Source organism: Desulfovectis peckii, from assembly GCF_055391705.1.
Map to the genome: position 1 here is coordinate 1939512 of NZ_AP042409.1, position 26583 is coordinate 1966094.

Consider the following 26583-nt stretch of genomic DNA (forward strand, 5'->3'; position numbering starts at 1 on the left):
CACCTCCCTACGCTTTTCTAATGTTGCACAAAAATGCTTTATATTCCGGAATACTGGTGTTGCCGTCGCCGACGGCCGGTACCAAGTCATTGGCAGTAGCACCGGTTACCAGTCCTTGGTAGCCAAAGCACCAAGGCATGCCGGCTATTTCGATCTTTTTGCCGTTTACTACCAAGCCTTTCACTACCGGGGTTACCGATGCCTTGCATTTAATCTTACCGCGCACCGTTTCTACCCAAACATCATCTCCCGGCTTAATTCCCCGTGCCTGAGCCAGTTCTTCAGATATCGACACGTACATGTACGGGCCGATTTCAGCTAATGTCGGCGCATTACGGGTAACTGCCCCGCTTTGGTAATGCTCAATAGAGCGGTAGGTAGTGGCCACAATCGGATATCTGTCGTCACCCACTTCAGCCAGCTTAGCCCAATCGCCGCTTCCTTCGAAAATATTGACACAAGGAGTGTTTTGCTGTTTGGATATTTGGTTTTTCACCGGACTCTCCATTGGTTCGTAGTGTTCCGGAAACGGACCGTCAACTAACCCGGTAGCAAAGAGGCGGCCGTGGCCCTCAGCATTCATAATAAACGGTGCCTTTCCTGATTGCTGCGGCGGAACGGTAGCGGTAAAGTCAGGAACATCACGGGCGATAAGCTTGTCCCCGTCCCACTTAAACAGCGCGCGACTTTCATCCCACGGCTTGCCGTTTATATCAGCTGAGCAGCGGTTGTACAATACGCGGCGGTTCAGCGGCCAAACATAAGAATATTTGGGGAAAGTGCCGATACCGTCATCCTGATTAGAACGCCGCTTACAGTTAGGTACACCTAATTCAGGGTCAACTGCCATATAGCCGGCATAAATCCACAAACCACAAGCGGTGCTGCCGTCGTCTTTCAATTTGGCAAAACTGTCCAGCGGTTCATTTTTACCGACTTCATAACCGTTAATTTCTATCGCTATTTTATTAATATCCGGCTCGTGATGTCCGGGAACATCATAATCCCAGTTCAAATTCAAAATCGGATCAGGGAATACCCCGCCCTTTTGATACTCTTTGCGGATGGCTTTAAACATTTCGTTGGCAATCCATAAGTCACTTTTCGCTTCACCGGGAGGGTTAACAGCCATGTAACGCCATTGAATCCAACGTCCGCTGTTCGACACACTTCCTTCTTTTTCATAAGAAAAGGCTGCCGGAAGCAAGAAACATTCGGTTTGAATCTTCTTCGGATCAACATCAGGCGCGTGCCAAAAAGCTGCTGTTTCCGTTTCAAACAAATCAACGGTAACCATCCATTTCAATTTTTCCATTGCTTTACGGCCAAAAGCCGCTGCCGGACCGCCAACCGCCGGATTTTGCCCAAAAATAATAAAACCTTCCACATTACCCTTAGCCATTTCTTGGAAGATACCCATGTGGCTGCGGTTTTTACCGTCTAATTTGGGCAGCCAATCAAAGCAAAAATCATTTTGCTTTGTCGCGCTATCACCATAAAAAGCTTTTAGCAAACTGATGAGAAACTTCGGTTTGTTGCTCCAGTATCCACCGGCCGGAGTTTCTTTTTCTAAATAATCCTGCAGATTTTTATGCTTTGTTGCATCGGGGGTGTTCAAATAACCCGGTAATTGGTGGCTTAACATTCCCATGTCGGTAGAACCCTGCACGTTGGATTCGCCGCGCTGTGCATTTACGCCGCCGCCGGGCATTCCAATGTTACCCAGTAACAGCTGCAGCATAGCACACGCTCTTACGTTTTGCGTTCCATAGGTATGCTGAGTAATGCCCATCGCGTAAATGACGTTGCCTACTTTGTCAGGCGCCCCGGTAGAAGCAAAAGTTTCACATACTTGACGGTACACATCTTCCGACACACCGGTGATGCTGCATACCGTTTTTATATCGTAACGGCTGACATGCTTTTTCAGCAGTTGGAAGACGCAGTTAGGATCCGATAAAGTCATATCTTTTTTAATGGTCTCCCCGTCTTGCTGAAACTGCCAAGTAGCTTTATCATAAGTAAATTTACCGTCTTTTTCATTGGCACCGCTAAACAAGCCGTCTTTAAACCCAAATTGCGGGTTAACTAAATAACTGGCATTGGTATAGTGCAGTACATATTCTTTTTGATAAAGATCATTTTGTATTACATAATTAATGATCCCTAAAAGGAAAGGCAAATCGGTACCCGGACGAATGCGAGCATGGATATCCGCATAAACCGTAGATTTAGTTAAACGGGGATCAACAACAATCAGCTTAGCCCCTCTTTCTTTTTTGGCTTTGCCAATCCAGCGGATTGCCTGCGGGTGGTTTTCCGCAGAATTGGAACCAATCATCAAAAATACGTCACTGTTTTTGTAATCCACAAAGTGATTAGTCATTGCCCCACGTCCAAATGTATTGGCCAGACCGGCCACTGTGGACGAGTGTCAGAGGCGGGCGTGATGTTCAATGTTCACAATACCCAGAGCACGAAACATTTTGTGCAAAAGGTAGTTTTCTTCGTTATCTAAAGACGCACTGCCCAAAGTATTGATGGCAGTGGTACGGTTAACTACAACACCGTTTTGATCTACTCTTTCAAAGGTTCTGTCCCGAGTTTCCTTTATCCGTTTAGCAATTTCACTCAGCACCCAATCCCAACTTTTTTCTTCCCAATGGGAACTGCCGGGTGCCCGATAAAGAGGTTTAGTTAAACGCCTGCGATTGATCACTCTGCCCTTTTGTTTTCTCTCTATAACATTGTAAACGTCAATAATGCCATTACCCTTCGGACACAAGGTACCTTCATTAATCGGGTGATCGGGATCACCTTCAGCATATACTATGCGCTTGCCGTCTGAATACAGCAAAATACCACAACCGCAGCCACAAAAAGCACAAACTGTAAAAGTTTCTTTCATTTTGGTCAGTTTAGTTGCCAAGCCGCTATTAGCCACTTTTTGGGCCCCAGCGGCAGCTGCTGTTGAAGCACCAAACAAAGTTAAACCGGCTGTACCCAAACCAATGTTTCTTAAAAATTCTCGCCTGCTTAGGTTTTTCAACCGTCTTACCCCCTTAGTTCCCTATTTAGTTAATATCTGTCTCTTTAGCGGACTTTGCTTGTAGTGCATTTTCTTCTTTGGTCGCACTTTTAAATTCACGAATAGATTTACCCAAAGCATTGCCTACATCGGGTAGCTTGCCCGGACCAAAAATGATCAGCACCACAATCAAAATTAAAATTAAATGGCTGGGCTGCAAAAGACCGGAGCCAAACATTTTCCCAACCCCCCTTTTAGTTAAATTGCATTAGCTTGGCTTGAACTAAAACATAAAATTAGACAAGTTATTATTTATTTCGACATCACTTGTCAAAAAAAATTCCCCTCGTTGTAAGAGGGGAAACTATTCAGATATGAACATAAGTATTTTAACACTTGCTAGATAAATTGTAAATACAAATAAGCATGGATTATCAATGAAAGCTTTAGGTGTTTACATAGTATAGACCGCTTCTTTGGACATTAAAGTTATACCGTTGGAACGCAGGGCTTCAATGGCGAGTTCCGGCTGTTCCACTCTAAATACCACCAGTGCCTTTTGCGGATCTTTCTGCACAAAGGCATACAAATATTCAATGTTTATACCTACATCGTTTAAAACCTGCATCGCTTTGTTTAGTGCACCCGGCCGGTCATCTACTTCTACTGCCAGCACATCCGTTGTGCTTACTGCAAAACCGGCCGCTCGCAGAACATTTTTGGCTTTTTCCGGATCATTGACGATTAGTCGCAAAATGCCGAAATCAGTAGTGTCTGCAATAGAAAGTGCTCGAATATTAATTTCATTTTCACCCAACACCTCAGTTACCTTTGCTAAACGGCCGCTTTTGTTTTCCAGGAAAATGGAAATTTGCTCTACTTTCATATCCTTCACCTCCCGTAAATTTAATCCATCAAACGCCGGTCGATAATCCTCTTTGCCTTTCCGGCAGTGCGCGGTAGTGAATTAGGTTCCATCAGTCTAATTTTGGCGGAAATACCTAGTACACTTGCAATACGCGCTCTTATACGTTTTTCTAACTCCTCTAGGCCGCGTACTTTATCTGAAAACAGGCGGTCAGAAATTTCTACCTGAATCTCCAAGTCATCCATTGCGCCACGCCGATCAACCACCAGTAGGTAGTGCGGTTCTGTTTCGCCAAACTCCAATAGTATACTCTCAATTTGAGATGGGAACACATTTACACCGCGAATAATCAACATGTCATCTGTACGTCCGGTAATCCGGTCCATGCGTATAAAGGTGCGTCCGCAGGCACATTTTTCTTCATGCAATGCAGAGATATCTTTGGTGCGATAACGCAGTATGGGAAAAGCATCTTTTGTTAATGAAGTAAACACTAACTCTCCTTTTTGACCGTACGGCAACGGCTCTAAAGTTTCCGGATCAACAATCTCAGGAATAAAATGATCTTCAAACACGTGCAGGCCTTGTTGACACTGACACTCACAAGCAACCCCCGGACCCAATACTTCAGATAAACCGTAAATATCCAAAGCTCTAATGTTCCAGCGCTCTTCCAGCTCCTTGCGCAGCGCATCGGACCACGGCTCAGCCCCAAAAACACCGATTCTCAGTTTAATGCGTTCCCAGTCAACACCTCCGGCATGGGCCTCTTCCGCCATGTGTAAAGCATAAGTAGGAGTACAGGCTAAAATAGTGGTGCCAAAGTCCTGCATTAACATCAGCTGCCGCATTGTATTACCGCCAGATATCGGCACTACTGTAGCACCTAGCAATTCTGCTCCAAAATGTATACCCAGCCCACCGGTAAACAAGCCGTAACCATAGGCATTTTGGATGACATCATTTTTAGTTCCGCCTGCCATGACCAAGCAACGAGCCACCAAATTACCCCAGGTTTCTAAGTCTTTTTTAGTATATCCAACTACGATTGGTTTTCCGGTAGTACCGCTGGAAGCGTGTAAACGCACTACCTCTGACAGTGGAACGGCAAACATTCCAAAAGGGTAGGTATCTCTTAAGTCTTGTTTGGAAGTAAAGGGTAAGTGCTTAATATCTTCTAAAGTTTTAATGTCTCCCGGCTCAATCCCTTTTTCAGCAAAGCGTTGTTTATAAAAAGGTATATTGTAAAGTCTCTCAACTAGGGCTTTTAAGCGTTTTAATTGCAGCTCTCTAATCTCTTCCCGCGGCATTGTTTCATATCGCTCTTGCCAGTACATCCGGGGTAATTACCTCCTTTTTTGTTCTATAGAATTAATTATAGATATCTGGTTACTATTCAACAAAATGTTTGTCATCCCTGCTACAAAAATTTAATAAATTCAGGCAGTTTACCCCGGCAGACACAGCGGCCCGTTTCGTCAATCAATCAACAAGCCTTTATTGCTTTTCACAATAAAACACACAGTCTAAACCTTTGAATTATAAGTTATGCACAGACTTATCAACATTATCCACAGATATCATTCCACAGAACCTGTGTTTTTGGGGATAATTACAAGATTATTACAGCTCATTTAGTTTTAGCCCCGGCACTGCATTTAGCGTTAACGGAGCAAATTCCCCTCTCAAATACTTTTGATATCCGGCGGCGGCAATCATGGCAGCGTTGTCGGTGCATAAAATTAACGGTGGAAAGTTCACCGCAATTTGTTTTTCAGCGGCTTTTTCTTTCATTTGCCGGCGCAATAGCCCATTGGCCGCCACTCCGCCTGCCAGCACAATCGTTTGTACCCGATGCTTTTCGGCAGCCATGATGGTTTTGTCCACAAGGACATCCACAACCGCCTGTTGAAAACCGGCCGCTAAATCAGCCTTATTTACTTCTATACCCTTCTGCTTTGCCTGATTAAGGTAGTTGAGCACCGCAGATTTTAAGCCACTGAAGCTAAAATCCAGACTTCCTTCTTCTAAATAGGCGCGGGGAAGCACAATGGCATTGGGATCACCTTTTTGGGCCAAGCGATCAATTGCCGGGCCACCGGGATAACCCAAGCCTAATGCCCGCGCCACTTTATCAAAGGCCTCACCGGCAGCGTCATCCCGAGTGTGCCCTAAAGTTTGAAAGCTGCCGTGGTTTTCAATTAAGACTAAATCAGAATGGCCACCGGAAGCAATTAAGCAAATCAGCGGAAACTGCAAATCCGGCTGATGCAAAAAGTTGGCATAAATATGGCCGGCAATATGATTTACACCAATCAGCGGTATGTCCAGCCCATAGGCCAGCGCCTTAGCTGCAGACACCCCGACCAATAGCGCCCCCACTAAGCCTGGCCCGTAAGTAACTGCCACCGCATCAAGGTCTTGGTAGGTTAAGCCGGCTTCTTCCAGTGCTTCAATGATGACATGATTTATCAGCTCCAAGTGCTTGCGGGAAGCTACCTCCGGTACTACCCCGCCAAATTTTTGATGCACCGGAATTTGCGAAGCAATAATATTTGATTTTATCTGCACGCCATCTACCACTACGGCGGCAGAAGTTTCATCACAAGAAGTTTCAATTCCCAGTATTGTTACACTCATCTTTTTACCTCGCTAGTTCTTTTATGTCCCAAATTAGCTTGAAGATTTGGGTTCCACATAATAATGGCATCTTCATTGGTATCAGTGTAATAATTTTTGCGCATCCCCCGTTCTTCAAATCCTAGGCTTTTATACAGCCGGCGGGCATAAATATTAGAAGGGCGTACCTCCAGCGTCATGCGGTTAATCCCCTCACTACGTGCTTTATTAATCAAGTGGCACATCAACCGGTAACCTATTTTACGATGACGGTACTCCGGCGCTACTGCTATATTAGTCACATGTGCTTCATCTAAAATCATCCACATACCGGCATAGCCAACTACTTGTCCATCAACCAGTGCCACGGTATAATAGCTTAATTCGTTATATAGCAGCTCATAGGTAAATGCATGAGCTGACCACGGGGTAACAAAAGAGGCTCTTTCGACCTTGAGCACTTCAGGGATATGTTTTAACTCCATTTCGCTAAATTTAACTTCCACAGTTGCATTTTTGTCTTTCAGCCCATTTCACCTCAGCTTCCGACTGGCGAATATATTCCGGTATCAGGGTCAGCGGATCTACAGTCAACCCGCTTTTAAACATTTGCATGCCAATTTCAGCCACGGCCGCTCCGCGGGGCAGCATGACAGATATAGAAGAGTAGTCTCCCCGTTCCTTAAGCGCCGTTTCTATTTCATGACGGTATATCTCAATTCCGTCACCTAAAAACAATATTCTTTCATCCCATTGGTTTAATATTTTAATTAGCTCCGCCATCGGCACCGCCATTGGTCCGGCCAGTTTTTCACCGCCGCGATATACTCCGGCATAAACTTCATTTTTACGTGCATTTAATATCGGACATACTAATCCGCGGTACCCTGTCAACGGATAAGCCAAGGCATCTAACGTGGGTACGGGCGCTACCGATAGGTTAAGTACATGAGCCAGTGTTTTGGCAATGGTAACACCGATACGCAAACCGGTAAAGGATCCCGGCCCCTTTGACACCGCTATACAGCTTAAATCCTGAGGAGTGATCCGTGCATCGGCAATCACTTCCTTAATCATCGGCAGCAAGTTAACAGAATGGGTGCGCTTGTTATTAATAAATCTTTCTGCCAATACCTTATTTTCATCTACAACTGCCACACCGGCCACCGGTGTAGCGGCTTCAATTCCCAGTACAAACAATTTTAGCCAGCTCCTCAATAATATGATCATATTTTGGTCCGTGAGCAATAAATTTCAATAGGCGCTCATTTTCTCCCTGCCGTAATATTTCCAGCTCCAGATAATGTTCCGGCAGCACTTCACTTACCTTGTCCGCCCACTCTATTAAAGTTACGCCATCACCGTAAAAATATTCTTCATAACCTAAATCTTCCATATCTTCGGCCCCATTTAGACGATAAACATCCATATGATAAAGGGGGCAACGGCCCTGATATTCATTAATCAAGGTAAAAGTAGGACTGGTGACATGTTCTCTAACTCCCAAACCTGCCGCTACTCCTTGAGAAAAGTGTGTTTTTCCCGCTCCCAAATCTCCGTTTAAACAAACTATATCCCCGGGATTAAGATATTTACCGAGAGCCAAACCAATGCTATAAGTATGGCTAGGCGAATGCGATTTTATTGTAAGCATATTTCCACCTCATCAATATTATAAACACCGCCCAACAATTTCAACACCCTTTTTAAAAAGAAAAAACACGTGCTTTATTACCAAACACGCGTTAAATTTACTTATAGAGCCAGTTCGCTGTCTATATAAGCTAGTTCACGGTTCCAACTGTATAATGCAATCGCATCAATTATATCCTTGACATTGAAGGGTTTTGCCAAACATTTAATTGCGCCCATCTCCAGCGAGCGCTTAACCACTTCTTCCGAATTATTAGCGGTCATCATTATTACTTCGGTTCGTGGAGATATCATTTTAATTCTGGTTAAAGCTTCCAGACCATCCATTACCGGCATGCGAATATCCATAAAAATCAAATCCGGTTTTTTATTTTTCACCGCTTCTACCGCTTCTAAGCCGTTTGCCGCGGTAAAAACGTTATGGCCGGTTTCAGCTATTAAGGTTTGTAACAAGTAACGCACACCTGACTGGTCATCAACCACCAAAATATCGAGCACTTCTTTGCCCATTTGCTTTTTCACCTCTTCGAACCTAATCACGCTTATTGTACACCTACATAACAATTGTTGCATGTTATGTATTTTTTTACCACTATGTTCTGGTATTCGATAATGTTCCTTTATTTTCCTGCTAATTAAATACTCTTTTGCCCATTTATAAAAATTTTTTCCACTTGGCAACGTGTATCAAAAATATCTCTGTCCAATATAACTATATCGGCATCTTTTCCCACTTCCAGACTGCCAAGCCTGTCTTCTAAGCCAAGTATTTCAGCGGCGTTTATGGTAATGGCCTTTAAAACCTCTGCTTCCGGCAAGCCACCTCGCACAGTCAGTGATGCAGATAATGCTAAATATTGAACAGGCACTTCGGGGTGATCTGTCATAATGGCAAATTTAACGCCGGCGCGATACAATTCGGCGGCATTTTTCAGACTCATCCCCGCCAATTCCACCTTGGCCCGATTAGAGATAATGGGCCCAATAACAGCCGGTATTTGTCTAGCCGCTAAAAAATCAGCTACTTTATACCCCTCAGTACAATGTTCAATGACAATTTTTATGCCAAACTCCTCCGCAATGCGCACCGCGGTGACAATGTCATCCGCCCGGTGAGCGTGTACTCTCAGCGGTATTTCTTTTTCAATTACCGGGCGTAACGCTTCATATTTTAAATTGCGCTCCGGTGATTTTTTTTCGCAGTAGTTAATTGTCTCGATTAACGTTTGACGCAACATGGCCGCATTAGCCATTCGCGTCTGCGGTGACTTTTTTTTACCGCCGTATACCCTCTTGGGGTTTTCGCCCAACGCCGCTTTAATACCCACCGGCCTTTTAACCAGCATTTGATCAACTATTGTGCCGCCGGTCTTTAAAACCGCAATTTCACCGCCAATAATATTGGCACTGCCTGGGGCAACAGCTACAGTGGTAACGCCGGCGGACAAGGCATCAGCAAATGCAACGTCGGCGGGATTAACAGCATCTATTACGCGCAGGTGAGGAGTGATGGGGTCGGTGGCCTCATTGCCGTCATTACCTTCTGTCCGGTATATTTCTTCAACAACCCCCACATGACTGTGGGCATCAATAAAACCCGGTAGCACCAGCTTTCCGGTTGCATCAATTATTTCCGTCCCTGCAGGCAGTTCTATATTTAAACCAACTGCCGCTATTTTGCTACCGTCAATTAACACTGTGCCCCGTTCAATAACCGGGCCGCACATAGTGTATACCGTTCCACCGCAAATTGCCAACATGTAAAAAATCCCCTAATTTAATGTTATTATTGTAACATTTTAGGATTTTCAGTTTTACTAAAAATCGATACAGTATTCGTTAAATTATTTCAAATTCCTGCCCAGAGGCAAATATTCTAAATCTTAATTGTTTTTCTACTAAAAGCGACAATTTTTGTCATATTACTACAATGAAGATATTTTTGGCAAGTATAAAATTTATGGAATGACAATTAAAATTGCAGGAACATGCCCAATTTCACTATAGATTTTGTGAAATTGAGTCTTTTTAACAATGGCTCTCGTATTTCTCTCCCAGTAACCAACTAATAAAACAATTCTACTTTTGAATGCCCGTGAAACTTTAATTTTATTTTTCCATAATCATTGAAGATTTAATAAATTCCTCAAAGATTTTACGAGCGTAACAATCAGTTTTGTACATTATTTCCGGGTGGTATTGTACACCTAACACAAATTTTTTATTTTTATGCTCAATTGCTTCAATAACTCCGTCCGGAGCATATGCGGAAACTCTGATATCTTTACCCGGCTTACCAATCATTTGATGATGAAAACTGTTCACTTTAATTGATGTTGAATTGCAAAGTTTGGCCATCAACGTACCCTTTACCGGAGTAACAGTATGCGTAGGATACCATTTCGGTGCTTCTTGCTTGTGCTTTATCGGGTTTTTAATTTCTTGGCCAATATCTTGACACACCGTTCCTCCGGCTGCAACATTAATTACCTGCGCTCCGCGGCAGATCCCCAAAATCGGCAGATCTTTTTCCAGTGCCATTTTTGCCGCATACAATTCCGCGGCATCTGCTTCGGGAGAAATTTCACCGTTTAAGGGATGAGGCTGTTCACCAAACAATAAGGGATCAATATCTCCGCCACCGGGTAATAGCAACCCGTCACATAAATTTAGCAAGCGGTTAATATTATTTAACGGCGCAGTAACCGGCAGCACTAACGGCACTCCACCTGCGTCCGTTATGGCATCAAGGTAATATTTGCTTAACCAAACCCGCGCCGTATTATAATCGTAACGGGCGGTAATGCCAATAATCGGTGCCGACATTTACACCCTCCTCACTGTGTAAGGTTGCTCAACACATTATATTCAACTAACCGGCTGTCATGTTCCAGCACCACGGGCCTTTGCAAACAAAAAGGACTGAAGCACTACGAACCTTTTAGTTCACAGTGCATCAGTCCTTAAAAATCAACTAATGCTAAGCTTATTTCAATAGCTTTTTTAACTTCATTCATTATCTCTGCATTTAAAGAACTGACTCGTTGCAGTAACCTGCTTTTGTCAATTGTTCTGATTTGCTCCAGTAAAATCACTGAATCTTTTGTCAGTCCGCTGATCTCACTGCTGATTTCAACATGCGTGGGCAACTTGGCTTTTGAAATTTGCGATGTTATCGCCGCAACAATGGTAGTCGGACTGTATTGATTGCCAATATCGTTTTGCAAAATCAATACCGGTCTTGTACCACCTTGTTCCGAGCCAACTACCGGACTAAGTTGAGCGTAGTATATGTCCCCACGCTTAATGGACATATTAACTGCCCTCCGCTAGGGGTAAATATTCATCCGCTTCATCTTCTAATCTAGCCTGTTCCATAGCCACCTTTAAATTAATATGGGCCATTTCCAGATAACCTTTTTTCATTTGCTCGCGCAAATGCCAACGCTTTCTTTCCTGAATATAACTATACATTGCCTGACACATCAGTTCTCCGCGATCTAACTCTTCCTTTTCAGCCAGGCAGTCGATTTCATCGATTAGATTATCAGGTAGGCTTATTTCAATTTTTTTGTAATTCACCTACCGTACCCCCTTAGCATTGTTTTGTCCTAATAAATAATTATATACCGTTACCATAAATTTTATGATATCAGAAATGTGTTAGGTTAGTATTAAATTGCTGTATCATCTTTTGCTGCTACCGATTTTCGCGAAAGAGCAATTTTACCGGTGCGTACCATTTCAATTATGCCATGGTCACGCAAGACGGCACTTAAGGCATCAATTTTCTGCTCATCACCGGTTAATTCTATTACCATTGTTTCTGGGCTGACATCAACAATTTTAGCCCGAAAAATTTCAACAATATCTACGATATCGGAACGTTTTTGCGGATCAGCTTTTACTTTAATTAGAGCCAGTTCCCGGTTAATAGCATCCGGACCTTCCATACGCAAAATTTTAATGACGTCAACTAACTTAGAGAGTTGCTTAATTACTTGGTCCAGCTCTTGTTCATCACCTTGCACAACAATGGTAATACGCGTAATGTCCGGGTCTTCGGTTAAACCGGCCGCAATGCTTTCTATGTTGAACATCCGGCGGGAAAGCAAACCGGAAATGCGTGCTAACACACCGGGTTTGTTTACTACCAAAACGGACAAACTATGTTTCATAAACATCCCAGCCCTTTGCTACATTCACAAAAATATATAATATATTATCACAATGTTACCGGATTTTCCACTGGAAAAATAACATTGTGCGGGCAGAGAGTGCTTGCTTACCCATAGATGACTGTTCGCTTTTTTCTAGTACTTGGTTAAATACTCTTCGATTTCCCAAGGATGCACCTGCATGCTATAGCGCTGCCACTCAATAGTTTTGGCTTCTATAAAACGATCCAAAACATGGGGGCCTAAGGCCTCTTTAATCACTTCATCCCGCTGCAGTTCACGCAGGGCCTCTTCTAAGTTTTTAGGCAGACAGCCAATACCTGCTTCGCGGCGTTCTTCAGGTGTCATTTCATAGATGTTGCGACGACATGGTGCCGGTGGCTTAATTTTGTTTTTAATTCCTTCCAGCCCCGCTTTTAAGCAAACAGCCAACGCTAAATAAGGATTGCAAGACGGGTCGGGACTGCGCAATTCAATGCGGGTAGACATTCCGCGTTTAGCAGGGATACGAATAAGCGGACTGCGGTTGCGGTCAGACCACGCGATATAAACCGGTGCTTCATATCCGGCAACCAAGCGCTTATATGAATTAATCTGCGGGTTGGTAATGGCGGTAATTGCCCGTATATGTTTCATCAACCCGCCGATGTAGTACATTGCCACCTCACTGAGCTGATTGGGAGCATTAGGATCATAAAAGGCATTTTTATTGCCGCGCATCAGTGATTGGTTCATGTGCATGCCGGAACCGGCAACGCCAAAAATCGGCTTGGGCATAAAAGTGGCATGTAACCCATGGCGTTGGGCAATAGTACGCACCACAAATTTAAAGGTGACAATTTTATCTGCTACATCTAAGGCATCAGAGTATTTAAAATCTATTTCATGCTGCCCCGGCGCTACCTCATGGTGAGAGGCTTCAATTTCGTAACCCATTTCTTCTAAAGTGAGCACCATATCCCGACGAGCATCCTCTCCTAAATCTACCGGGGTCAAGTCAAAGTAACCGGCACGATCATGAGTATTGGTGGTTGGCCGCCCGTCGGCATCGACATGAAAGAGGAAAAATTCCGCTTCCGGACCGACATACATGGTATAACCCATTTCATTAGCTTCGGCAATTGCCCGGCGCAGTACATAGCGGGGATCGCCGATAAACGGGGTTCCGTCGCTGTTGTAAATATCGCAAATTAAGCGGGCAGTAGCACCTTTGCGGGGCTGCCAGGGAAATACCACAAAGGTATTGGGATCAGGATGTAAATACATATCAGATTCTTCTATGCGCACAAAGCCTTCAATTGAAGAACCGTCAAACATCAACTCGTTGTTCAATGCTTTGTCCAACTGTTCTACTGTAATCGCCACATTTTTTAGCACACCAAAAATATCAGTAAACTGGAGGCGAATAAATTTAACGTCAAGTTCTTTACACATTACCTTGATATCTTCAGCAGTATACTTTGGCACTTAGGTACACACCCCTTGTCAGTTTTTATCAGTGTTAATAGATAAAGGGCCTACAGCATGCCCGTAAATACAGCATCACCGTAAGGCCCCATTGCCTGCACGCTTATTATGTTACTCCATGGAAGCTTTTATTAAATCACTGCTACATTATAGCACAACACTGCCGTTCATAAAAGGTAAATAATTAAAGCTATGTTTATTTTAGGTTTGATTTTTTAACTCCTCTTGAAGCAAGGTAATGGTGCGCATTTTAGCGTCACGTAACTGCCGCATCATTTCGCGGGTTGGTAAATCGGTAATCTGCACCATTAATTCATTATATAGATTTTGGTTTGTTAACTCAATGCCCAAAGCATTAGCCAGCCATCGGCGTTTTTTATTCCAGGATATTTCATCTAAGCAGTCATACAATCTGCCATGATAATGCCGGGCACATTGTTCCAGCTCTTTAAATATTTTCTTTAATTTGGGATCGTTTATTTCTTCAGCAGCTTCCGCATAAACATAAGCCGCTTCTCTTTCCCTAACCATCATAAGATATAAGGCAGTTTGAATTTCCATTTCACTAAAGATCATCTGGCACCACCGCTTATTGTCGATAACTGAAATATACATTGCCGTGAGCATCTATGCCGGCTAAGTATACATCCGATAAATTCTGCACCCCTTGTTTTGTCAGCTCTCGCTTCAACCAGCCGCGATCGTAGTTTAACCGAACCAAGTTTTCATCAAGCACTTTTCCGTCTTCAATTAATAGCAGCGGGTTAACTTCCGGTGTACATTTTAATTCTAAATCCCGAGCAGTTACCGGCCACAGCTCAGATTTGGGAATAATGCTAATTTTACCGCAAGTTTCCAGAATGGCAAACTCAACTTGGGACACATCATTTAACCCCGCTCCTCTAAGCTCCGCCATTAACATCCAAGCCGGCACTAAAGCACGGCGCATGTTTTTTCGCAATACCACACCGTTTTTTATCAACATAATCGGCCGACCGGAAATTAATTTGCCGGCAGTGCTGTTTACCACGGAAAGCTTAGATAAGGCAAAATGACAAATTGCCACCGTCAGCATGGCAACAATCGTTTGCAGAAAGGATACCTGCCGGCTAATCAGCGGTGTGGCCGCCATCCCGCCAAAAAGCCACAGAAAAACAAAGTCATGTCCGTCAAATACACCGGAAGAACGGTGGGGTAGCAAAAAACTTACAGCTAAAATTAGCGCACCGACACCTAATACTGCAAAAAAACTATCTAAGCTAAACATCAAATGTCACCGCCGTTAACGCCCACAGATATATAAATCACCATCGGGCAGCAGCGCAGCAAAAAATACTGCTGCCGCATTAGGAAAACCCTGCTTTTGTAATTCTTTTTCCAACCAAGCTCGGCTTAGGTGCAGGCGTTTTAAATTAGCAATGTCTATCTTGCCGTCATATATAAGCTGTGTAGGCGGACAGGCCAACCGGTTGGGTAAACCTAATTGTTTTCTGAAAACAGGCTGGGCTTCCGGTTTTTTTATCACACTGACTTTGCCGGTAGCTTCCAAATATGCACTTTCCACCATCGCGGGATTAAAAGCCCCTTTTAGCCGCAGTTGCCCTAACAGGTTGTCTATCGTCATATTGGCCCGGCGCAGGTTTTCTCTACTCATTCGGCCGTATTTAATCAAGGCAATCGGCCTAGATACCATTAAGCGCGGTAACTTTAAATCCAAATATGAGAACATTATTCCCAACCCCGTTAAAATAGCTATGGCAATCAAGGCAAATATTAATGAAGAATTGGCATTCAGAATATGCATGCCGGATATGCCGACCACCGCTGCAGTGATCAGATAGTTATGGCGAGACATCACCCCGACATGGCGAAAATGCAGCAGCCGCGTGGCAATAACAACTGACAAATAAATCAATACTGCCCGCAAAGCGATAAAGTACAGCGGCAGTGTCTCTGCCCCCCACCAAAAGCCGTGCCAATTCAATGTTCACTCACCTCAGTTGATATTATGACTCACCGCAGTATTGATTTATAATAATTCCTTTTAATTTGCCGCTGCCACAATTTACTTGCCCTAATATTGTCATAATAGCATTGTACAGATCTATATAAATACTGCTAAGAAGTGCTCATTATCGGGTACTCAAAGGAGGAATAAAAACATGGCTAAACTGCGAAAGTTTTTCCCCGGCGGCAACACCAGTAAAGGATTTTTTTCTTATTATGATTACATAATTGAAAAAGACGCCACTAGAATAATTGCCATTAAAGGCGGTCCTGGCGTTGGAAAGTCAACATTTATGCACTGGATTGGTGAGCAAATGCTAAATCGCGGCTATGATGTAGAATTTCACTACTGCTCGTCAGATAACAATTCACTGGATGCGGTGGTTGTTCCGGCAATTAAGGTTGCACTGCTGGACGCCACTGCTCCGCATATAATTGACCCGCGTTTTCCGGGAGCGGTAGATGAAATACTGCACTTAGGCGACTTTTGGGATGAAGAAAAGCTACGCGCACAAAAACAAGAAATTATCACCGGCACCCGACGGGTTAGCCGACTGTTTAAAATTGCCTACTGCCAGCTTGCTGAAGCATATGTTATTAAAAACGAGTTAGACGGCTACTACGAAGAAGCCACCGGTTTTGCCGGTGTGAACAAAATCATTCATGACATTGCCCAGGCAATTACCAGTAAGGCAACAGCGCAATTTAATTTTGAGCCTTATGAACGGCATCTTTTTGCCACCGCCTTTACTCCCGGCGGACATGTGCATCACCTAGACAGTATATTGCAAGATGTAGAAGAACTGCATTTAATTGCCGGCGAAGCCGCTGCCATCGGCTCAAAAATAGTGGGCATAATTGCCGATACAGTAAAAAGGCATGGCTTAAACAGTGAAGTATATCACTGCCCGTTAGATCCGGAAGAGGCAGATTTACTGGTTATTCCGATGCTGAAAACAGCCGTGCTGAAAGATATCCCCGGTTTAAACTTTAAACCGCAAGATATGGCAGGTATTAAGCGGATTAAAGTGTATAACTTAGATCAATACTTAAACAAAGATACACTCACTGAATACCGGCAGGAAATCAAATGCTGCCACGAGCGTCTCCATTCCGCCCTTTGCCGGGCAATCAAATATATTGCTAAAGCTAAAGCAGAACATGACATTTTAGAAGCTTACTACATTCCGGCGATGAACTTTGCAGCAATCAACGCTAAGCGGGATGAAATTTTACAGCGGATATTAAAGTATGCGGAGGAATTCTTATCAAGATAAAACATTAGGCGCCTACAAAAGGCGCCTGTTTTTTACTCTTTACTGTCTGTCTATCTTAATTAATATCGTTCTAACTTAGTTTGTATTATTTTATGTAGCTCAGCGTCATCTATCTCATGGTATATGTGAACTATTTTTTAAGAATTCTGTAACGCTCTCTGGCTATAATATGGTTAGCTATATCTAACATGGCCTCGATGGATACTTGTAACAGATTCCCTTTGCATGAGTTACCCAACTTTTTATTTACCAACATTTCCCAGTAGGTTAATTTTAGCACAGAATTACCCCATACACCACTTATTCAGCATGTATTTTTAGTCATTAGCAAGAAAATACTTATATATAAAATATTAAAGCCGGCGTTACAGAATTGACGCCGGCTTTAATTTAAAGTTGGAGACGGGTTGTTTGCTATTATAAAGAAGTTTTTTCGTCTTATATCTTAAATTTTTCAACGGAATTCTGTAGGTCATTGGCAATATCAGCCAAGTCTTGAGCAGAAGCACTCATTTGTTGAGTTGTAGAAGTGATTTGTTCGTTGTTGCCGGCGACCTGTGCCATGCCTTCACTGGTTTGTTTAATGCCGTTAGCCAGGTCATTAACAACATTTACTACAACTTTTACCGCCTCTTGAATTTCAGCTAATGCCTTGCCGGCAACCGCACTGTTATCTACACATTCTCTTTCTTTTTCAGCAGTGATAGCAATTACTTTGTTAATGCTATCAATCGAGCTTTCCACCTGTTCGATAATTTTGGCAATCTCTCCGGCGGAAGCCGAAGACTGTTCGGCAAGTTTCCTTACTTCATCTGCTACTACGGCAAATCCCTTTCCGTGCTCACCTGCTCGGGCCGCTTCAATGGCAGCGTTTAACGCCAGTAAATTCGTTTGTTCGGCAATACCGGTAATAACATCGGTAATTTTGGCAACTTGAGAGGATAGCTTTGTTAAATCAAAAATCTCTGTCTGCAACCTCTCAGCATCCTCAACTAATTCGTTGATTGTGGTCGTTACCGCATCAACGGTTCTTGCTCCTGCACGTGCTTTTTCAGCCATTTGCTTAACTTCTTCTTCTGCTATAACCGCCATATTATATCCAGTCTCTGCCGTTGCCGACACCTCACTTGTGGTACTGGCCACCTCTTCCATGGTCGCACTGATTTCTTCACTGGCAGCGGCTAACTCTCTACTGTGAGAAGCTAAGTTTTGAGCATTAACCGTTACACCCTTAATCAGCCCACCTAAACTTTCCGCCATTTCATTTATACTGTTAGCCAACCGGCCGATTTCATCACCGGATTTAATGCTAACTTTGTTTTGAAAATTGCCCTCAGCCAGCATTTTGACTTCTTTCTCCAACATGGCAATAGGTTTAATAATTAATCTATTAGCTAAGGTTACTAATAAAAACAAGCTAATAACAAACAACGCTAAACTGCTGATGATCATTAAAGATATTGCTTCTTTAATTAAAGAACTGGTAGTTTCTTTGGAAACACCGACATTAAACATTCCTACTACATTTCCGTTGCTGTCTTTTATCGGATGGAAGGCAGTTTGATATAAATTGCCCGCAAATACCTCTTCACCGTAATATTCTTTACCTTGTTTTAACACCGTGTCCGCTATTTCTTTCGATACCTTGGTACCCACTGCCCTGGTGCCATCCGGATTTTTTAAGTTTGTCGCAACCCGGGTATCGCCTAAATATATAGTCACTATGTTACCGGTTAATTCACCGATGCGATCCACAGCGGCAAAATTGTCATTCATTAAGTTAAAACCTTTATAAAGCTCATCACCTTCTAACCGCCACGAACCTGAATACCACTCATTGAGTAATTCATTAGCAAATGCCAAGTCACTTTTTGCTTTTTGTATTGCCGCACTGACGGCAACCTTTTGTGAAGATTGATATTGAATAATACCCACGACAATAACCATTAAAGACATTACAACAGCTACTAAAATGCCTAACTTAAAGCGTAATGAAGCCTTCACATATCCCCCTGCCTTTCCTAAATATTAAAATTTAGTGTTGCTACTAACCATTATTTTCTGCTCTATATCTCCCCCCAACTAGATGCAAACCTGCAGTGTAAACATCATTATCAGCACCCAGCAGCTTTATGAGAATATTAGAGCACAAACCTCCCGGATAGCGCGCAATGATAAGCTATTGCCGTCGATTGATTCCAAAAAACACCCTTTTAAACATAAAAAAAGCACTGTTAGCAAGTATTTTTTTAAGAAGCTTTTTATACAATATATTTTTGGGGATTTTTATTTTGCCGATATCGTGGAAAATGCAATTAAAAACCTTTATTTCAATTATGTAAGGAACGTATTTTCCTTAAACTGATAGTTTTACACTTTAACTTTCATTAATTTTGCCTACTGGAAAAATATCCTAACAATGAGTTAAATTATAAGACAAATAATTATAATTTTCAACTATTTGTTGACAAAATAATCAAAATTGCGGGGAATTTTTATGCGAAATGCTTGTAATATTTAGGGGTTGGGCGTAGTCCGTATAATATTAATGCCAGCGTACAGAATTGACACCGGCTTTAATTTAAAGTTGGAGGCGGTTTTTGGCTATTAGAAAATAAGTTTTTTCGTCTTGTATCTTAAATTTTTCTACGGAAGTCTGTAAGTCAGTAGCAATATCAGCCAAGTCCTGAGCAGAAGCACTCATTTACTGAGTTGTAGAAGTGACTACGGCTAATCCCTTTCCGTGCTTACCTGCTCGGGCCGCTTCAATGGCAGCGTTTAATACCAGTAAGTTTGTTTGTTCCGCAATACCCTGCCTTCCCCAAATATGTAAAATTTAGTGTTGCTGGCTAGCCATTATTTTCTGCTCTATACACATCACATCCCCAACTAGATGCTAATCCTGCAGTGTAAATATCATTAGCATCACCCAGCAGCTTTATGAGATTGTGGCGTTTTTTCTTTCTCTCTTGTCTACCTAGAATTCCGAGTTTTCGCATATAATTTTTTAGAGTAGTAATGTCAACATCAAACATATCTGCCAGCTGTCTGGGAGTGGTCTTTTTATAATTTTCCTGTATATATTTGGCATCATAGGCTGTCCACTGTACATTTTTCTTATAAGGTTTGTATCCCAACTGATGGGCGCGGTTACTGATATAACCGGGACTAAAAACACTGCCGGCTATTAAAGCCACTGTATAGGCAGTTTTATTTGCATATTCATGGGCAATAATTTTATCTGCCATTTCTTTATTTTTAACGTTATATCTACGCATTGGACTATCATATTCCTTTCGTCATAAACCAATGTTAGATTGTACTCGTTGATTGATTCTAATACACTTTCTTTCTCTAGAAAGACTCCCTTTTAACATAAAAGATACATTTATAATAAAAACAAAAGTTAAATTGTTAGCAACTAACTTCCCAATGTAAATTAGTACTCATATTTGCCAACTCATTAAACAGATTAACAGTTTTATCGCTAATGCTTTTAGACACCGTATTAATAAACACCTTAACTAAATGAGGATCAAATTGTGTTCCTGAACATTTTAAAATTTCCTCTATTGCTTCACGCATGCTCTTGGCTTTTTGATACACTCTTTCTGTAATCATAGCGTCAAAAGAATCCGCTATGCATACTATTCTGGCTTCTAAAGGTATTTCAAAACCTTTCAACCCCTTATAGCCCGACCCATTCCACTTTTCATGATGATATTCAATAATAGGCAGATAATCATCAAGCTCTTTATACTGCTGCAGCATTTCTACACCGTAATCGCAATGCTTTTTAATTGTTTCAAACTCATTGTTATTTAGGTGGGCTTTTTTGTATAATATACTTTTAGGGATTTTTATTTTGCCGATATCGTGGAGAATGCCGCCAAAAAACATTTTTTTAGCTTTAATTTCGGAAAAATTTAATTTTTTTGCTACTAAAAAACTAATTAACCCCACATTATAAGAATGATCAAACAGCGCGTGGTCAAACGATTTTATTAAACAGCTAAAGTAATCAAGATACAAAAATACTCACCCAATTCATAAATGTTTCTTTGTGAAAAATATCTGATATAAACAACGAGTTAGATTATAAAACAAATTGTTATTTTTTTCAACAATTATTTGACAAAATGCTTAATATTACGGAGGAATTTTTATGTCACTTAAAAAAATTGTCGCTAATAATCTAAAAAACTTGCGCATGCAAAATGGCTTGTCTCGAAAAGAAGCAGCAGAAAAGTTAAACCTAACCAGCTCCTATCTCAGTTATTTAGAAAGAGGGGAGAGAACGCCGGGAATAAATATAATAGAAAAGATAGCGCAACTTTACAACGTTGAACCCTATATTTTACTAACAGACCCCGAAACAGACTACTATCCATACTTTAAAAGTAAGCTTGAGCGTATATCTTCATTCGGGCACATTCACAAACAATTTATTATGCTAGTACTGGATGCATATATAATGGCATTAGATAACGGATTTCAAAAAGCGGAAAGTTAACCGGTAGCGCGCCGGTGTCAAGTTTTCTTGTTATATTATGCTTTACCTGAAAAAAATTAAAAGACCGGCAGAGTGAAATCTACCGGTCTTTTACATTTGCTTCAAGCTATATAATTTTTAAAATACCATTTTAAAAATAGAGGAAATGGTAAATAAAGCTACACCAAAAACCATTAGGAAGGCAAGCAAGTACCCTTCTTTTATAATCATTCCTTTGGATTTTTCCTCTTTATGCTTTTCCAAGTTACAAATATCACCCCTTAGTATAGTAGCATTGACATTTTAAAAGACTTAACTGAAACAAAAAGTGCTTCAAACCAAAAAATTTACTTGTAATGTTAACGCTAAAACAACCAAATGCCAACTAATTAGTTTTATTATAACATATTTCATTTTGCGCACAAATTGGAATAGCCACTAATTTTTTACTTTTTTAAAGTCATCTTCTAATAAGTTTAGATACTGATCTAATATCGTATAAACAAACCGCAGATGACTTAAACCAAATGACGCTATTTTATCAAGCCTACTTTCTAGATATCGGCAGTCATCTGCTTCTGAATCCATAAGTAACATATAAGGCTCAACATTATAAAATCGAGCAATTTTCTCAATAACCTCTACTCCCGGCGTTCTTTCTCCTCTTTCTAAATAGCCCAGGTAAGAACCGGTTAAACCTAACTTCTCAGCGGCTTCAATTTGGGATAAACCGTTTTTTATGCGTAAACTTCTAAGGTTTTTGGCTACAACTTTTTTAAGTGACATAAATTATCCTCCGAAAATAAGCATTTGTTAATAGTGTGTATCTTTTTAGTATTATAGCCCTAACAAAATAGGACCAAATGCCTAAATTATATTACATAAAAAGCGTTATTGCAAATATACTTAAAATTTAAACAAATTTTAGCTCACCGGTTTATCATAAAAAAACCGCTTTTACTGCTTTCAGCATAAAAGCGGTTTTACCTCAATCTTTGAAATAGCATCTTCAAAAGTGCTATATTATATATCTTTATTGTGTGGAGGAATAAATAAAATTCTTATGTCCCTCAATGTATATATTTAATTATACTTTAAACTTTTCTACACTTTGATGAAGATCTTCGGCAATATTAGCTAACTCTTGGGCAGAAGCACTTAATTGCTGAGTTGTAGAAGTAATTTGTTCGTTATTTCCGGCAACCTGCATCATGCCCTCACTGGTTAGTTTAATGCCTTTTGCTACTTCCTCAACCACTGTTACGGTATGTTTTACCGCTTTTTGAATTTGATTTAGTGCCTTACTGGCGGCAACGCTGTTGTTTACACATTCCTTTTGCTTTTCGGCAGCAGCGATAATATCTCTGCTCATATTATCAACCGACTCCTGTACCTGTCTAATTATTTTAGCAATATCTTTAGCCGAACTTGAAGACTGTTCAGCAAGTTTTCTTACCTCCTCGGCCACTACGGCAAACCCTCTGCCATGCTCACCCGCTCTGGCTGCTTCAATAGCAGCGTTTAACGCCAGTAAATTAGTTTGCTCTGCAATATCGGTAATAACTTCTGTAATTTTTCCAATTTGAGACGACAATTTAGTTAAATCAGATATTCTTACTTTAACCTGCTCGGTATTCTTTGTCAGTTGATTAATTGCTTTTGTTACCGCACCAACTGTTCTTGCCCCTTCACGCGCTTTAAGGGCTGTTTGATTGGCTTCTTCCGCTGCTGCAACTGCACTGTTGTAGCCATTTTCCGCAGTTGCTGACACTTCGTTAGTGGTACCGGCTACTTCTTGCATGGTGGCGCTTATCTCTTCACTGGCAGCAGCTAACTCTCTACTATGAGAGGCTAAATTTTGAGCATCTACCGTTACATTTTTAATTAATTTACCTAATTTTTCCGTCATCTCATTTATACAGTTAGCTAACCGACCGACCTCATCACCTGAATTAATGTCAATTTTATTTTGAAAATCGCCTTCAGCCAGTTTACTGACAGCTTTTTCTAAAGTATCAATAGGCTTTATTATTACTTTATTAGCTAATAACATTAACAACAACAAGCCAACGGCAAACAGCACTATACCGCTGATAATTGCTAAATATGTAGCTTGTTTAACTAAACCTATAGTAATTTCTTTGGAAACACCGACATACCACATTCCTATTACTTTACCGCTACTGTCTTTAATTGGTGTGTAGGCAGTTTGATACAAGTTGCCTACAACAACCGCTTCGCCATAATAATTTTTACCTTGTTTTAATACTACATTGGCTACTTCTTCGGAAACCTTAGTACCCACTGCTCTGCTGCCATCTGCTTTTTTTACATTTGTGGCAATTCTGGTATCATTTAAAAAGATGGTTACTGTGTCACCGGTTAATTCACTGATGCGATCCACAACGGCAAAATTGTCATTCATTAAAGTATCGCCTTTATATAGCTTGTCTCCTTCTACCCGCCACGGCCCGGGATACCATTCATTGAGCAGTTCTTCACTCAAGGCCAAATCGCTTTTTGCTTTTTCTACCGCTACACTGCCGATCAAATTCTTAGCAGACAGATACTGAATGCAACCCATGACAATGACCGTTAAAAGCATCATAACCGAAAGTAAAATACCTAACTTGAAACGCAGTGATGCCTTCATTAACCCCCATACCCCTTCCCTAATGATTTTTTTGATCAATAACGTCAAAGTTTGATGTCCGCTTAGAAAAATGCACCATAAAACATAATATTATCATCTATATTTATTTATAGCATAGATTTACAATCCGTGTAACTAAGGATTTACTAATTTTTGGACAATTGTACAAATATTTATAAACATTTAGAGATAATTGGCGTTGACTTATACTAAACCATAAAAAATATCGGTCTTAATGTACACCGGTAAAATTAAATTTTATAAAAGCATCTTTGGTTATAGATGTTGTTCTGTTCCATGCCGTTAAAGGAACATTTCTTCACCGCCTTTTTTAATACCAATAGTTTCACAGCTGGAATATTTTAAAGTTCTGAAAGTATAGATAACGATTGAATCTTCTTTTTCATTAATTACTTGACGTATTTCAGCCTTTAGTTTGACAAAGTTAGCCTTAGAAATCTCTCCTTCCAGCACGGAATTTTGCACCCAGTGAAGATATTTTCTTGCAATTTTTAGTACCTTAGCCACCCTTTTTACGTTAACATCGTAAACAAGAATGACAAACATAAGTGTTCACCGCCTGTTACCATTCTGCAACAAAAGGTTGATATTCTTTTTCGCCCATTAGATGCTTTTCTAGTTTGTATAATTCCAAACGAATTATTCTGCGATAAGAAACCGGCCGACCAATACCTTTGTGTTTGATGGTAGTTTTTAATTTAGCGTCAAGTTCCTGTAGAAAAACCTTTTTAGCTTGATCTTTCATCACTATACCACCGCCCAACTCATCAAAATCACTGAGAGTAATCATTCTTTTGCCTAACACTGAAAAAATTAATCTATCAACTATTATCGGCTTAAATATTTCGGCTAAATCTAAATTTAACGAAAACCTGCGGAAATTTGTGGAGTGCAAATAGCCAATGCGCGGGTCTAAATGGGTTTTATATATTTCACTTAAAATGATAGTATACATAACGGTGTTACCAAAACTAATCAATGTGTTTAGGTGATTTTTAGGAGGACGACGCGAACGCTCTTCAAACAAAAAATCAGGATTACGGATGATCCGGTCAAATGCATGATAGTAATATTCCCGAATATTACCTTCTATTGCCATTAGCTCACTTATATTATTAGATTCATTCAGCGCTTCAGTTAATTCACAAATGCGTTCAATTGTTTCTGTAAATCCGCCAATCCGATTATTATAATATTTAAGTACCTGTCTGATATTTCTGGCTGCTCCTCGTACAAATTGCCTGGCCAAAAAAATTCGTTTTTGCGAATCTAAATAATATTCAGCTTGTTTAAGAGTCATGTAACCGGAATTTAAGTGTTCCCGTGGATAAAAGCTGCCCATATAATAACCATAGTGACTAAAGTAGTGCACAATAATTTCTTTTTGCGAAGCAAATTCTAAAAACTTTTTATTAAAAGTAACTTCACCAAATACTTGTATTTCTCCGACATCCTCAACAGGTAGATATTTTTTAGTATTATCTGTTTGGAACAATATGGTGTTTCCTTTACGTTTTAGTTCACCATTACTAAAAATATATAAAGTCTTTTTCAAAATCCTCACCTCATCAGGCCCAACATAATTCTAGGTAAGCACATTTGTCGCAGAATTTGTTTCTCTCTGCAGGAGGTGGACATGTTTGATTAATAATTTCCTGAATATCTTTAGTAGCTTGAGTTAACCTGTTAATTAATTCTTCGTCCAGTTTGACGATTTCTTTTTTTCTTTCCCGGGGAAACATTAATTCACCGGTAGCTGATATTCCCCTGTTATGTAGCTCCAGCAGATAAAACGCCAGCTGCATTTTTGCGCTTTCTTTGTATTTGCTGCTCTTTTTTACTTCACCGATAATTAAACCGTCTTTACCTTTTTTAACAATGTCAATTTTTATACCCCCTAAAGATATTTCTTTTTTATCGCGGGTATATGACTGCCCGGCAAAAAACCTGCCAAGTACCACATTAGCATCATCTTGATCGGGCGTTATTTGATGAGCCATTAACCATACTTCACGCTTACAAATGTAGTAGTACCAAATTAGTGTTCCACCAATATTAATTTCTTGCAAAAGTTTCACCACCTTGTTTTAGTTGTCAGTAGTTAGTTAGTGGTTAGTTAATAGTGAGCTAGTTAGTTTATTGGTAGTAACGTTTAAATCTGCGCAATAAAAAAAGGCAATCAAAACAATCATAGACACCCATGTCGCCTATGCGGCACCATCAGCAAATGAAAATTAGCAGATTGTTGCCTCTTTAATTATGAGCACGCAGGACAGATTCGCCGTAGCCTTATCGAAGAACGAGCTCGGGAAATTAACCG

29 protein-coding genes and 1 pseudogene are annotated in these 26583 nt (G+C 40.9%); 2 read left to right on the forward strand and 28 right to left on the reverse strand.

The window, feature by feature from the left end:
- Window positions 1-7: 7 nt before the first annotated feature.
- The 18 genes from fdnG to ACZ5NG_RS09665 form a co-directional block, all read right to left on the reverse strand.
- Entirely contained in the window at window positions 8-3049 is a 3042-nt protein-coding gene (gene fdnG / locus ACZ5NG_RS09580; RefSeq protein ID WP_464251589.1) for a formate dehydrogenase-N subunit alpha, read from the reverse strand.
- Window positions 3050-3074: 25 nt separating this feature from the next.
- On the reverse strand, window positions 3075-3266 hold the full coding sequence (gene tatA / locus ACZ5NG_RS09585; RefSeq protein WP_464251590.1) for a twin-arginine translocase TatA/TatE family subunit: 192 nt from the start codon (window positions 3264-3266) through the stop codon (window positions 3075-3077).
- Between the two features lie 216 nt (window positions 3267-3482).
- Window positions 3483-3914, reverse strand: coding sequence for an ACT domain-containing protein (locus tag ACZ5NG_RS09590; protein WP_464251591.1), 432 nt, complete (start codon window positions 3912-3914; stop codon window positions 3483-3485).
- 20 nt (window positions 3915-3934) lie between these two features.
- Complete coding sequence (locus tag ACZ5NG_RS09595) at window positions 3935-5233, reverse strand: phenylacetate--CoA ligase family protein (RefSeq protein ID WP_464251592.1); 1299 nt, start codon at window positions 5231-5233, stop codon at window positions 3935-3937.
- Between the two features lie 286 nt (window positions 5234-5519).
- Window positions 5520-6536, reverse strand: coding sequence for a tRNA (adenosine(37)-N6)-threonylcarbamoyltransferase complex transferase subunit TsaD (gene tsaD, locus ACZ5NG_RS09600; protein WP_464251593.1), 1017 nt, complete (start codon window positions 6534-6536; stop codon window positions 5520-5522).
- A complete protein-coding gene (rimI, locus tag ACZ5NG_RS09605) occupies window positions 6533-7021 on the reverse strand; it encodes a ribosomal protein S18-alanine N-acetyltransferase (RefSeq protein WP_464251594.1) in 489 nt (162 codons plus the stop codon). The genes tsaD and rimI overlap by 4 nt, the downstream gene beginning before the upstream one ends.
- Entirely contained in the window at window positions 7011-7715 is a 705-nt protein-coding gene (gene tsaB / locus ACZ5NG_RS09610; RefSeq protein ID WP_464251595.1) for a tRNA (adenosine(37)-N6)-threonylcarbamoyltransferase complex dimerization subunit type 1 TsaB, read from the reverse strand. The genes rimI and tsaB overlap by 11 nt, the downstream gene beginning before the upstream one ends.
- On the reverse strand, window positions 7696-8169 hold the full coding sequence (gene tsaE, locus ACZ5NG_RS09615) for a tRNA (adenosine(37)-N6)-threonylcarbamoyltransferase complex ATPase subunit type 1 TsaE (protein ID WP_464251596.1): 474 nt from the start codon (window positions 8167-8169) through the stop codon (window positions 7696-7698). The genes tsaB and tsaE overlap by 20 nt, the downstream gene beginning before the upstream one ends.
- 101 nt (window positions 8170-8270) lie before the next feature.
- Window positions 8271-8708 carry a response regulator gene (locus ACZ5NG_RS09620; RefSeq protein ID WP_464251597.1) on the reverse strand — a complete coding sequence of 146 codons (438 nt, stop codon included), beginning with the start codon at window positions 8706-8708 and terminating at the stop codon, window positions 8271-8273.
- A gap of 95 nt (window positions 8709-8803) precedes the next feature.
- Window positions 8804-9928, reverse strand: a complete 1125-nt coding sequence (locus ACZ5NG_RS09625; RefSeq protein WP_464251598.1) for an amidohydrolase — start codon at window positions 9926-9928, stop codon at window positions 8804-8806.
- Between the two features lie 349 nt (window positions 9929-10277).
- The gene (locus tag ACZ5NG_RS09630) at window positions 10278-10994 is read right to left on the reverse strand and encodes a gamma-glutamyl-gamma-aminobutyrate hydrolase family protein (RefSeq protein ID WP_464251599.1); all 717 of its coding nucleotides are present in this window, start codon (window positions 10992-10994) and stop codon (window positions 10278-10280) included.
- A 137-nt stretch (window positions 10995-11131) separates the two neighbouring features.
- On the reverse strand, window positions 11132-11482 hold the full coding sequence (locus ACZ5NG_RS09635) for a type II toxin-antitoxin system PemK/MazF family toxin (protein ID WP_464251600.1): 351 nt from the start codon (window positions 11480-11482) through the stop codon (window positions 11132-11134).
- Between the two features lies 1 nt (window position 11483).
- A complete protein-coding gene (locus ACZ5NG_RS09640) occupies window positions 11484-11750 on the reverse strand; it encodes a CopG family ribbon-helix-helix protein (RefSeq protein ID WP_464251601.1) in 267 nt (88 codons plus the stop codon).
- Between the two features lie 92 nt (window positions 11751-11842).
- Window positions 11843-12346 (reverse strand): acetolactate synthase small subunit, encoded by a 504-nt coding sequence (gene ilvN / locus ACZ5NG_RS09645; protein WP_464251602.1) that lies wholly within the window; start codon window positions 12344-12346, stop codon window positions 11843-11845.
- A gap of 135 nt (window positions 12347-12481) precedes the next feature.
- Window positions 12482-13780, reverse strand: a complete 1299-nt coding sequence (gene glnA / locus ACZ5NG_RS09650) for a type I glutamate--ammonia ligase (RefSeq protein WP_464253148.1) — start codon at window positions 13778-13780, stop codon at window positions 12482-12484.
- Window positions 13781-14014: 234 nt separating this feature from the next.
- Window positions 14015-14389, reverse strand: coding sequence for a hypothetical protein (locus tag ACZ5NG_RS09655; protein ID WP_464251603.1), 375 nt, complete (start codon window positions 14387-14389; stop codon window positions 14015-14017).
- 13 nt (window positions 14390-14402) lie between these two features.
- Window positions 14403-15080, reverse strand: a complete 678-nt coding sequence (locus tag ACZ5NG_RS09660; protein WP_464251604.1) for a DUF421 domain-containing protein — start codon at window positions 15078-15080, stop codon at window positions 14403-14405.
- A 15-nt stretch (window positions 15081-15095) separates the two neighbouring features.
- The gene (locus tag ACZ5NG_RS09665) at window positions 15096-15797 is read right to left on the reverse strand and encodes a DUF421 domain-containing protein (RefSeq protein ID WP_464251605.1); all 702 of its coding nucleotides are present in this window, start codon (window positions 15795-15797) and stop codon (window positions 15096-15098) included.
- Between the two features lie 178 nt (window positions 15798-15975).
- Here ACZ5NG_RS09665 and ACZ5NG_RS09670 point away from each other — a divergent pair, with 178 nt between their 5' ends.
- The gene (locus tag ACZ5NG_RS09670) at window positions 15976-17097 is read left to right on the forward strand and encodes a PRK06851 family protein (RefSeq protein WP_464251606.1); all 1122 of its coding nucleotides are present in this window, start codon (window positions 15976-15978) and stop codon (window positions 17095-17097) included.
- A 438-nt stretch (window positions 17098-17535) separates the two neighbouring features.
- Here ACZ5NG_RS09670 and ACZ5NG_RS09675 read toward each other — a convergent pair whose 3' ends face one another.
- The 4 genes and pseudogenes from ACZ5NG_RS09675 to ACZ5NG_RS09690 all read right to left on the reverse strand — a co-directional run bounded on the left by ACZ5NG_RS09675 (window position 17536) and on the right by ACZ5NG_RS09690 (window position 21129).
- Window positions 17536-19101, reverse strand: coding sequence for a methyl-accepting chemotaxis protein (locus ACZ5NG_RS09675; RefSeq protein WP_464251607.1), 1566 nt, complete (start codon window positions 19099-19101; stop codon window positions 17536-17538).
- Window positions 19102-19819: 718 nt separating this feature from the next.
- A pseudogene (locus ACZ5NG_RS09680) lies at window positions 19820-19912 on the reverse strand (methyl-accepting chemotaxis protein); the annotation flags it as partial.
- A 34-nt stretch (window positions 19913-19946) separates the two neighbouring features.
- Window positions 19947-20375, reverse strand: coding sequence for a hypothetical protein (locus ACZ5NG_RS09685; RefSeq protein ID WP_464251608.1), 429 nt, complete (start codon window positions 20373-20375; stop codon window positions 19947-19949).
- 136 nt (window positions 20376-20511) lie between these two features.
- On the reverse strand, window positions 20512-21129 hold the full coding sequence (locus ACZ5NG_RS09690) for an HD-GYP domain-containing protein (RefSeq protein WP_464251609.1): 618 nt from the start codon (window positions 21127-21129) through the stop codon (window positions 20512-20514).
- 133 nt (window positions 21130-21262) lie between these two features.
- Here ACZ5NG_RS09690 and ACZ5NG_RS09695 point away from each other — a divergent pair, with 133 nt between their 5' ends.
- On the forward strand, window positions 21263-21610 hold the full coding sequence (locus ACZ5NG_RS09695) for a helix-turn-helix domain-containing protein (protein WP_464251610.1): 348 nt from the start codon (window positions 21263-21265) through the stop codon (window positions 21608-21610).
- Between the two features lie 117 nt (window positions 21611-21727).
- Here ACZ5NG_RS09695 and ACZ5NG_RS09700 read toward each other — a convergent pair whose 3' ends face one another.
- The 6 genes from ACZ5NG_RS09700 to cas4 form a co-directional block, all read right to left on the reverse strand.
- Complete coding sequence (locus ACZ5NG_RS09700; protein ID WP_464251611.1) at window positions 21728-21853, reverse strand: hypothetical protein; 126 nt, start codon at window positions 21851-21853, stop codon at window positions 21728-21730.
- Between the two features lie 174 nt (window positions 21854-22027).
- A complete protein-coding gene (locus ACZ5NG_RS09705) occupies window positions 22028-22375 on the reverse strand; it encodes a helix-turn-helix domain-containing protein (protein WP_464251612.1) in 348 nt (115 codons plus the stop codon).
- Window positions 22376-22676: 301 nt separating this feature from the next.
- A complete protein-coding gene (locus ACZ5NG_RS09710; protein WP_464251613.1) occupies window positions 22677-24242 on the reverse strand; it encodes a methyl-accepting chemotaxis protein in 1566 nt (521 codons plus the stop codon).
- Between the two features lie 303 nt (window positions 24243-24545).
- On the reverse strand, window positions 24546-24809 hold the full coding sequence (gene cas2, locus ACZ5NG_RS09715) for a CRISPR-associated endonuclease Cas2 (protein ID WP_464251614.1): 264 nt from the start codon (window positions 24807-24809) through the stop codon (window positions 24546-24548).
- Window positions 24810-24825: 16 nt separating this feature from the next.
- Window positions 24826-25818 (reverse strand): type I-B CRISPR-associated endonuclease Cas1b, encoded by a 993-nt coding sequence (gene cas1b, locus ACZ5NG_RS09720; protein WP_464251615.1) that lies wholly within the window; start codon window positions 25816-25818, stop codon window positions 24826-24828.
- Between the two features lie 13 nt (window positions 25819-25831).
- The gene (cas4, locus tag ACZ5NG_RS09725; RefSeq protein WP_464251616.1) at window positions 25832-26332 is read right to left on the reverse strand and encodes a CRISPR-associated protein Cas4; all 501 of its coding nucleotides are present in this window, start codon (window positions 26330-26332) and stop codon (window positions 25832-25834) included.
- Between the last annotated feature and the right edge of the window lie 251 nt (window positions 26333-26583).

Bases quoted from the DNA above. Each gene is read 5' to 3' on its own strand.
- tatA (WP_464251590.1), bottom strand. From the start codon at position 3,266: ATGTTTGGCTCCGGTCTTTTGCAGCCCAGCCATTTAATTTTAATTTTG.
- ACZ5NG_RS09590 (WP_464251591.1), bottom strand. From the start codon at position 3,914: ATGAAAGTAGAGCAAATTTCCATTTTCCTGGAAAACAAAAGCGGCCGT.
- ACZ5NG_RS09595 (WP_464251592.1), bottom strand. From the start codon at position 5,233: ATGTACTGGCAAGAGCGATATGAAACAATGCCGCGGGAAGAGATTAGA.
- tsaD (WP_464251593.1), bottom strand. From the start codon at position 6,536: ATGAGTGTAACAATACTGGGAATTGAAACTTCTTGTGATGAAACTTCT.
- tsaE (WP_464251596.1), bottom strand. From the start codon at position 8,169: ATGCTTACAATAAAATCGCATTCGCCTAGCCATACTTATAGCATTGGT.
- ACZ5NG_RS09625 (WP_464251598.1), bottom strand. From the start codon at position 9,928: ATGTTGGCAATTTGCGGTGGAACGGTATACACTATGTGCGGCCCGGTT.
- ACZ5NG_RS09630 (WP_464251599.1), bottom strand. From the start codon at position 10,994: ATGTCGGCACCGATTATTGGCATTACCGCCCGTTACGATTATAATACG.
- ACZ5NG_RS09635 (WP_464251600.1), bottom strand. From the start codon at position 11,482: ATGTCCATTAAGCGTGGGGACATATACTACGCTCAACTTAGTCCGGTA.
- ilvN (WP_464251602.1), bottom strand. From the start codon at position 12,346: ATGAAACATAGTTTGTCCGTTTTGGTAGTAAACAAACCCGGTGTGTTA.
- glnA (WP_464253148.1), bottom strand. From the start codon at position 13,780: ATGTGTAAAGAACTTGACGTTAAATTTATTCGCCTCCAGTTTACTGAT.
- ACZ5NG_RS09655 (WP_464251603.1), bottom strand. From the start codon at position 14,389: ATGATCTTTAGTGAAATGGAAATTCAAACTGCCTTATATCTTATGATG.
- ACZ5NG_RS09660 (WP_464251604.1), bottom strand. From the start codon at position 15,080: ATGTTTAGCTTAGATAGTTTTTTTGCAGTATTAGGTGTCGGTGCGCTA.
- ACZ5NG_RS09670 (WP_464251606.1), top strand. From the start codon at position 15,976: ATGGCTAAACTGCGAAAGTTTTTCCCCGGCGGCAACACCAGTAAAGGA.
- ACZ5NG_RS09685 (WP_464251608.1), bottom strand. From the start codon at position 20,375: ATGCGTAGATATAACGTTAAAAATAAAGAAATGGCAGATAAAATTATT.
- ACZ5NG_RS09695 (WP_464251610.1), top strand. From the start codon at position 21,263: ATGTCACTTAAAAAAATTGTCGCTAATAATCTAAAAAACTTGCGCATG.
- ACZ5NG_RS09705 (WP_464251612.1), bottom strand. From the start codon at position 22,375: ATGTCACTTAAAAAAGTTGTAGCCAAAAACCTTAGAAGTTTACGCATA.
- ACZ5NG_RS09710 (WP_464251613.1), bottom strand. From the start codon at position 24,242: ATGAAGGCATCACTGCGTTTCAAGTTAGGTATTTTACTTTCGGTTATG.
- cas2 (WP_464251614.1), bottom strand. From the start codon at position 24,809: ATGTTTGTCATTCTTGTTTACGATGTTAACGTAAAAAGGGTGGCTAAG.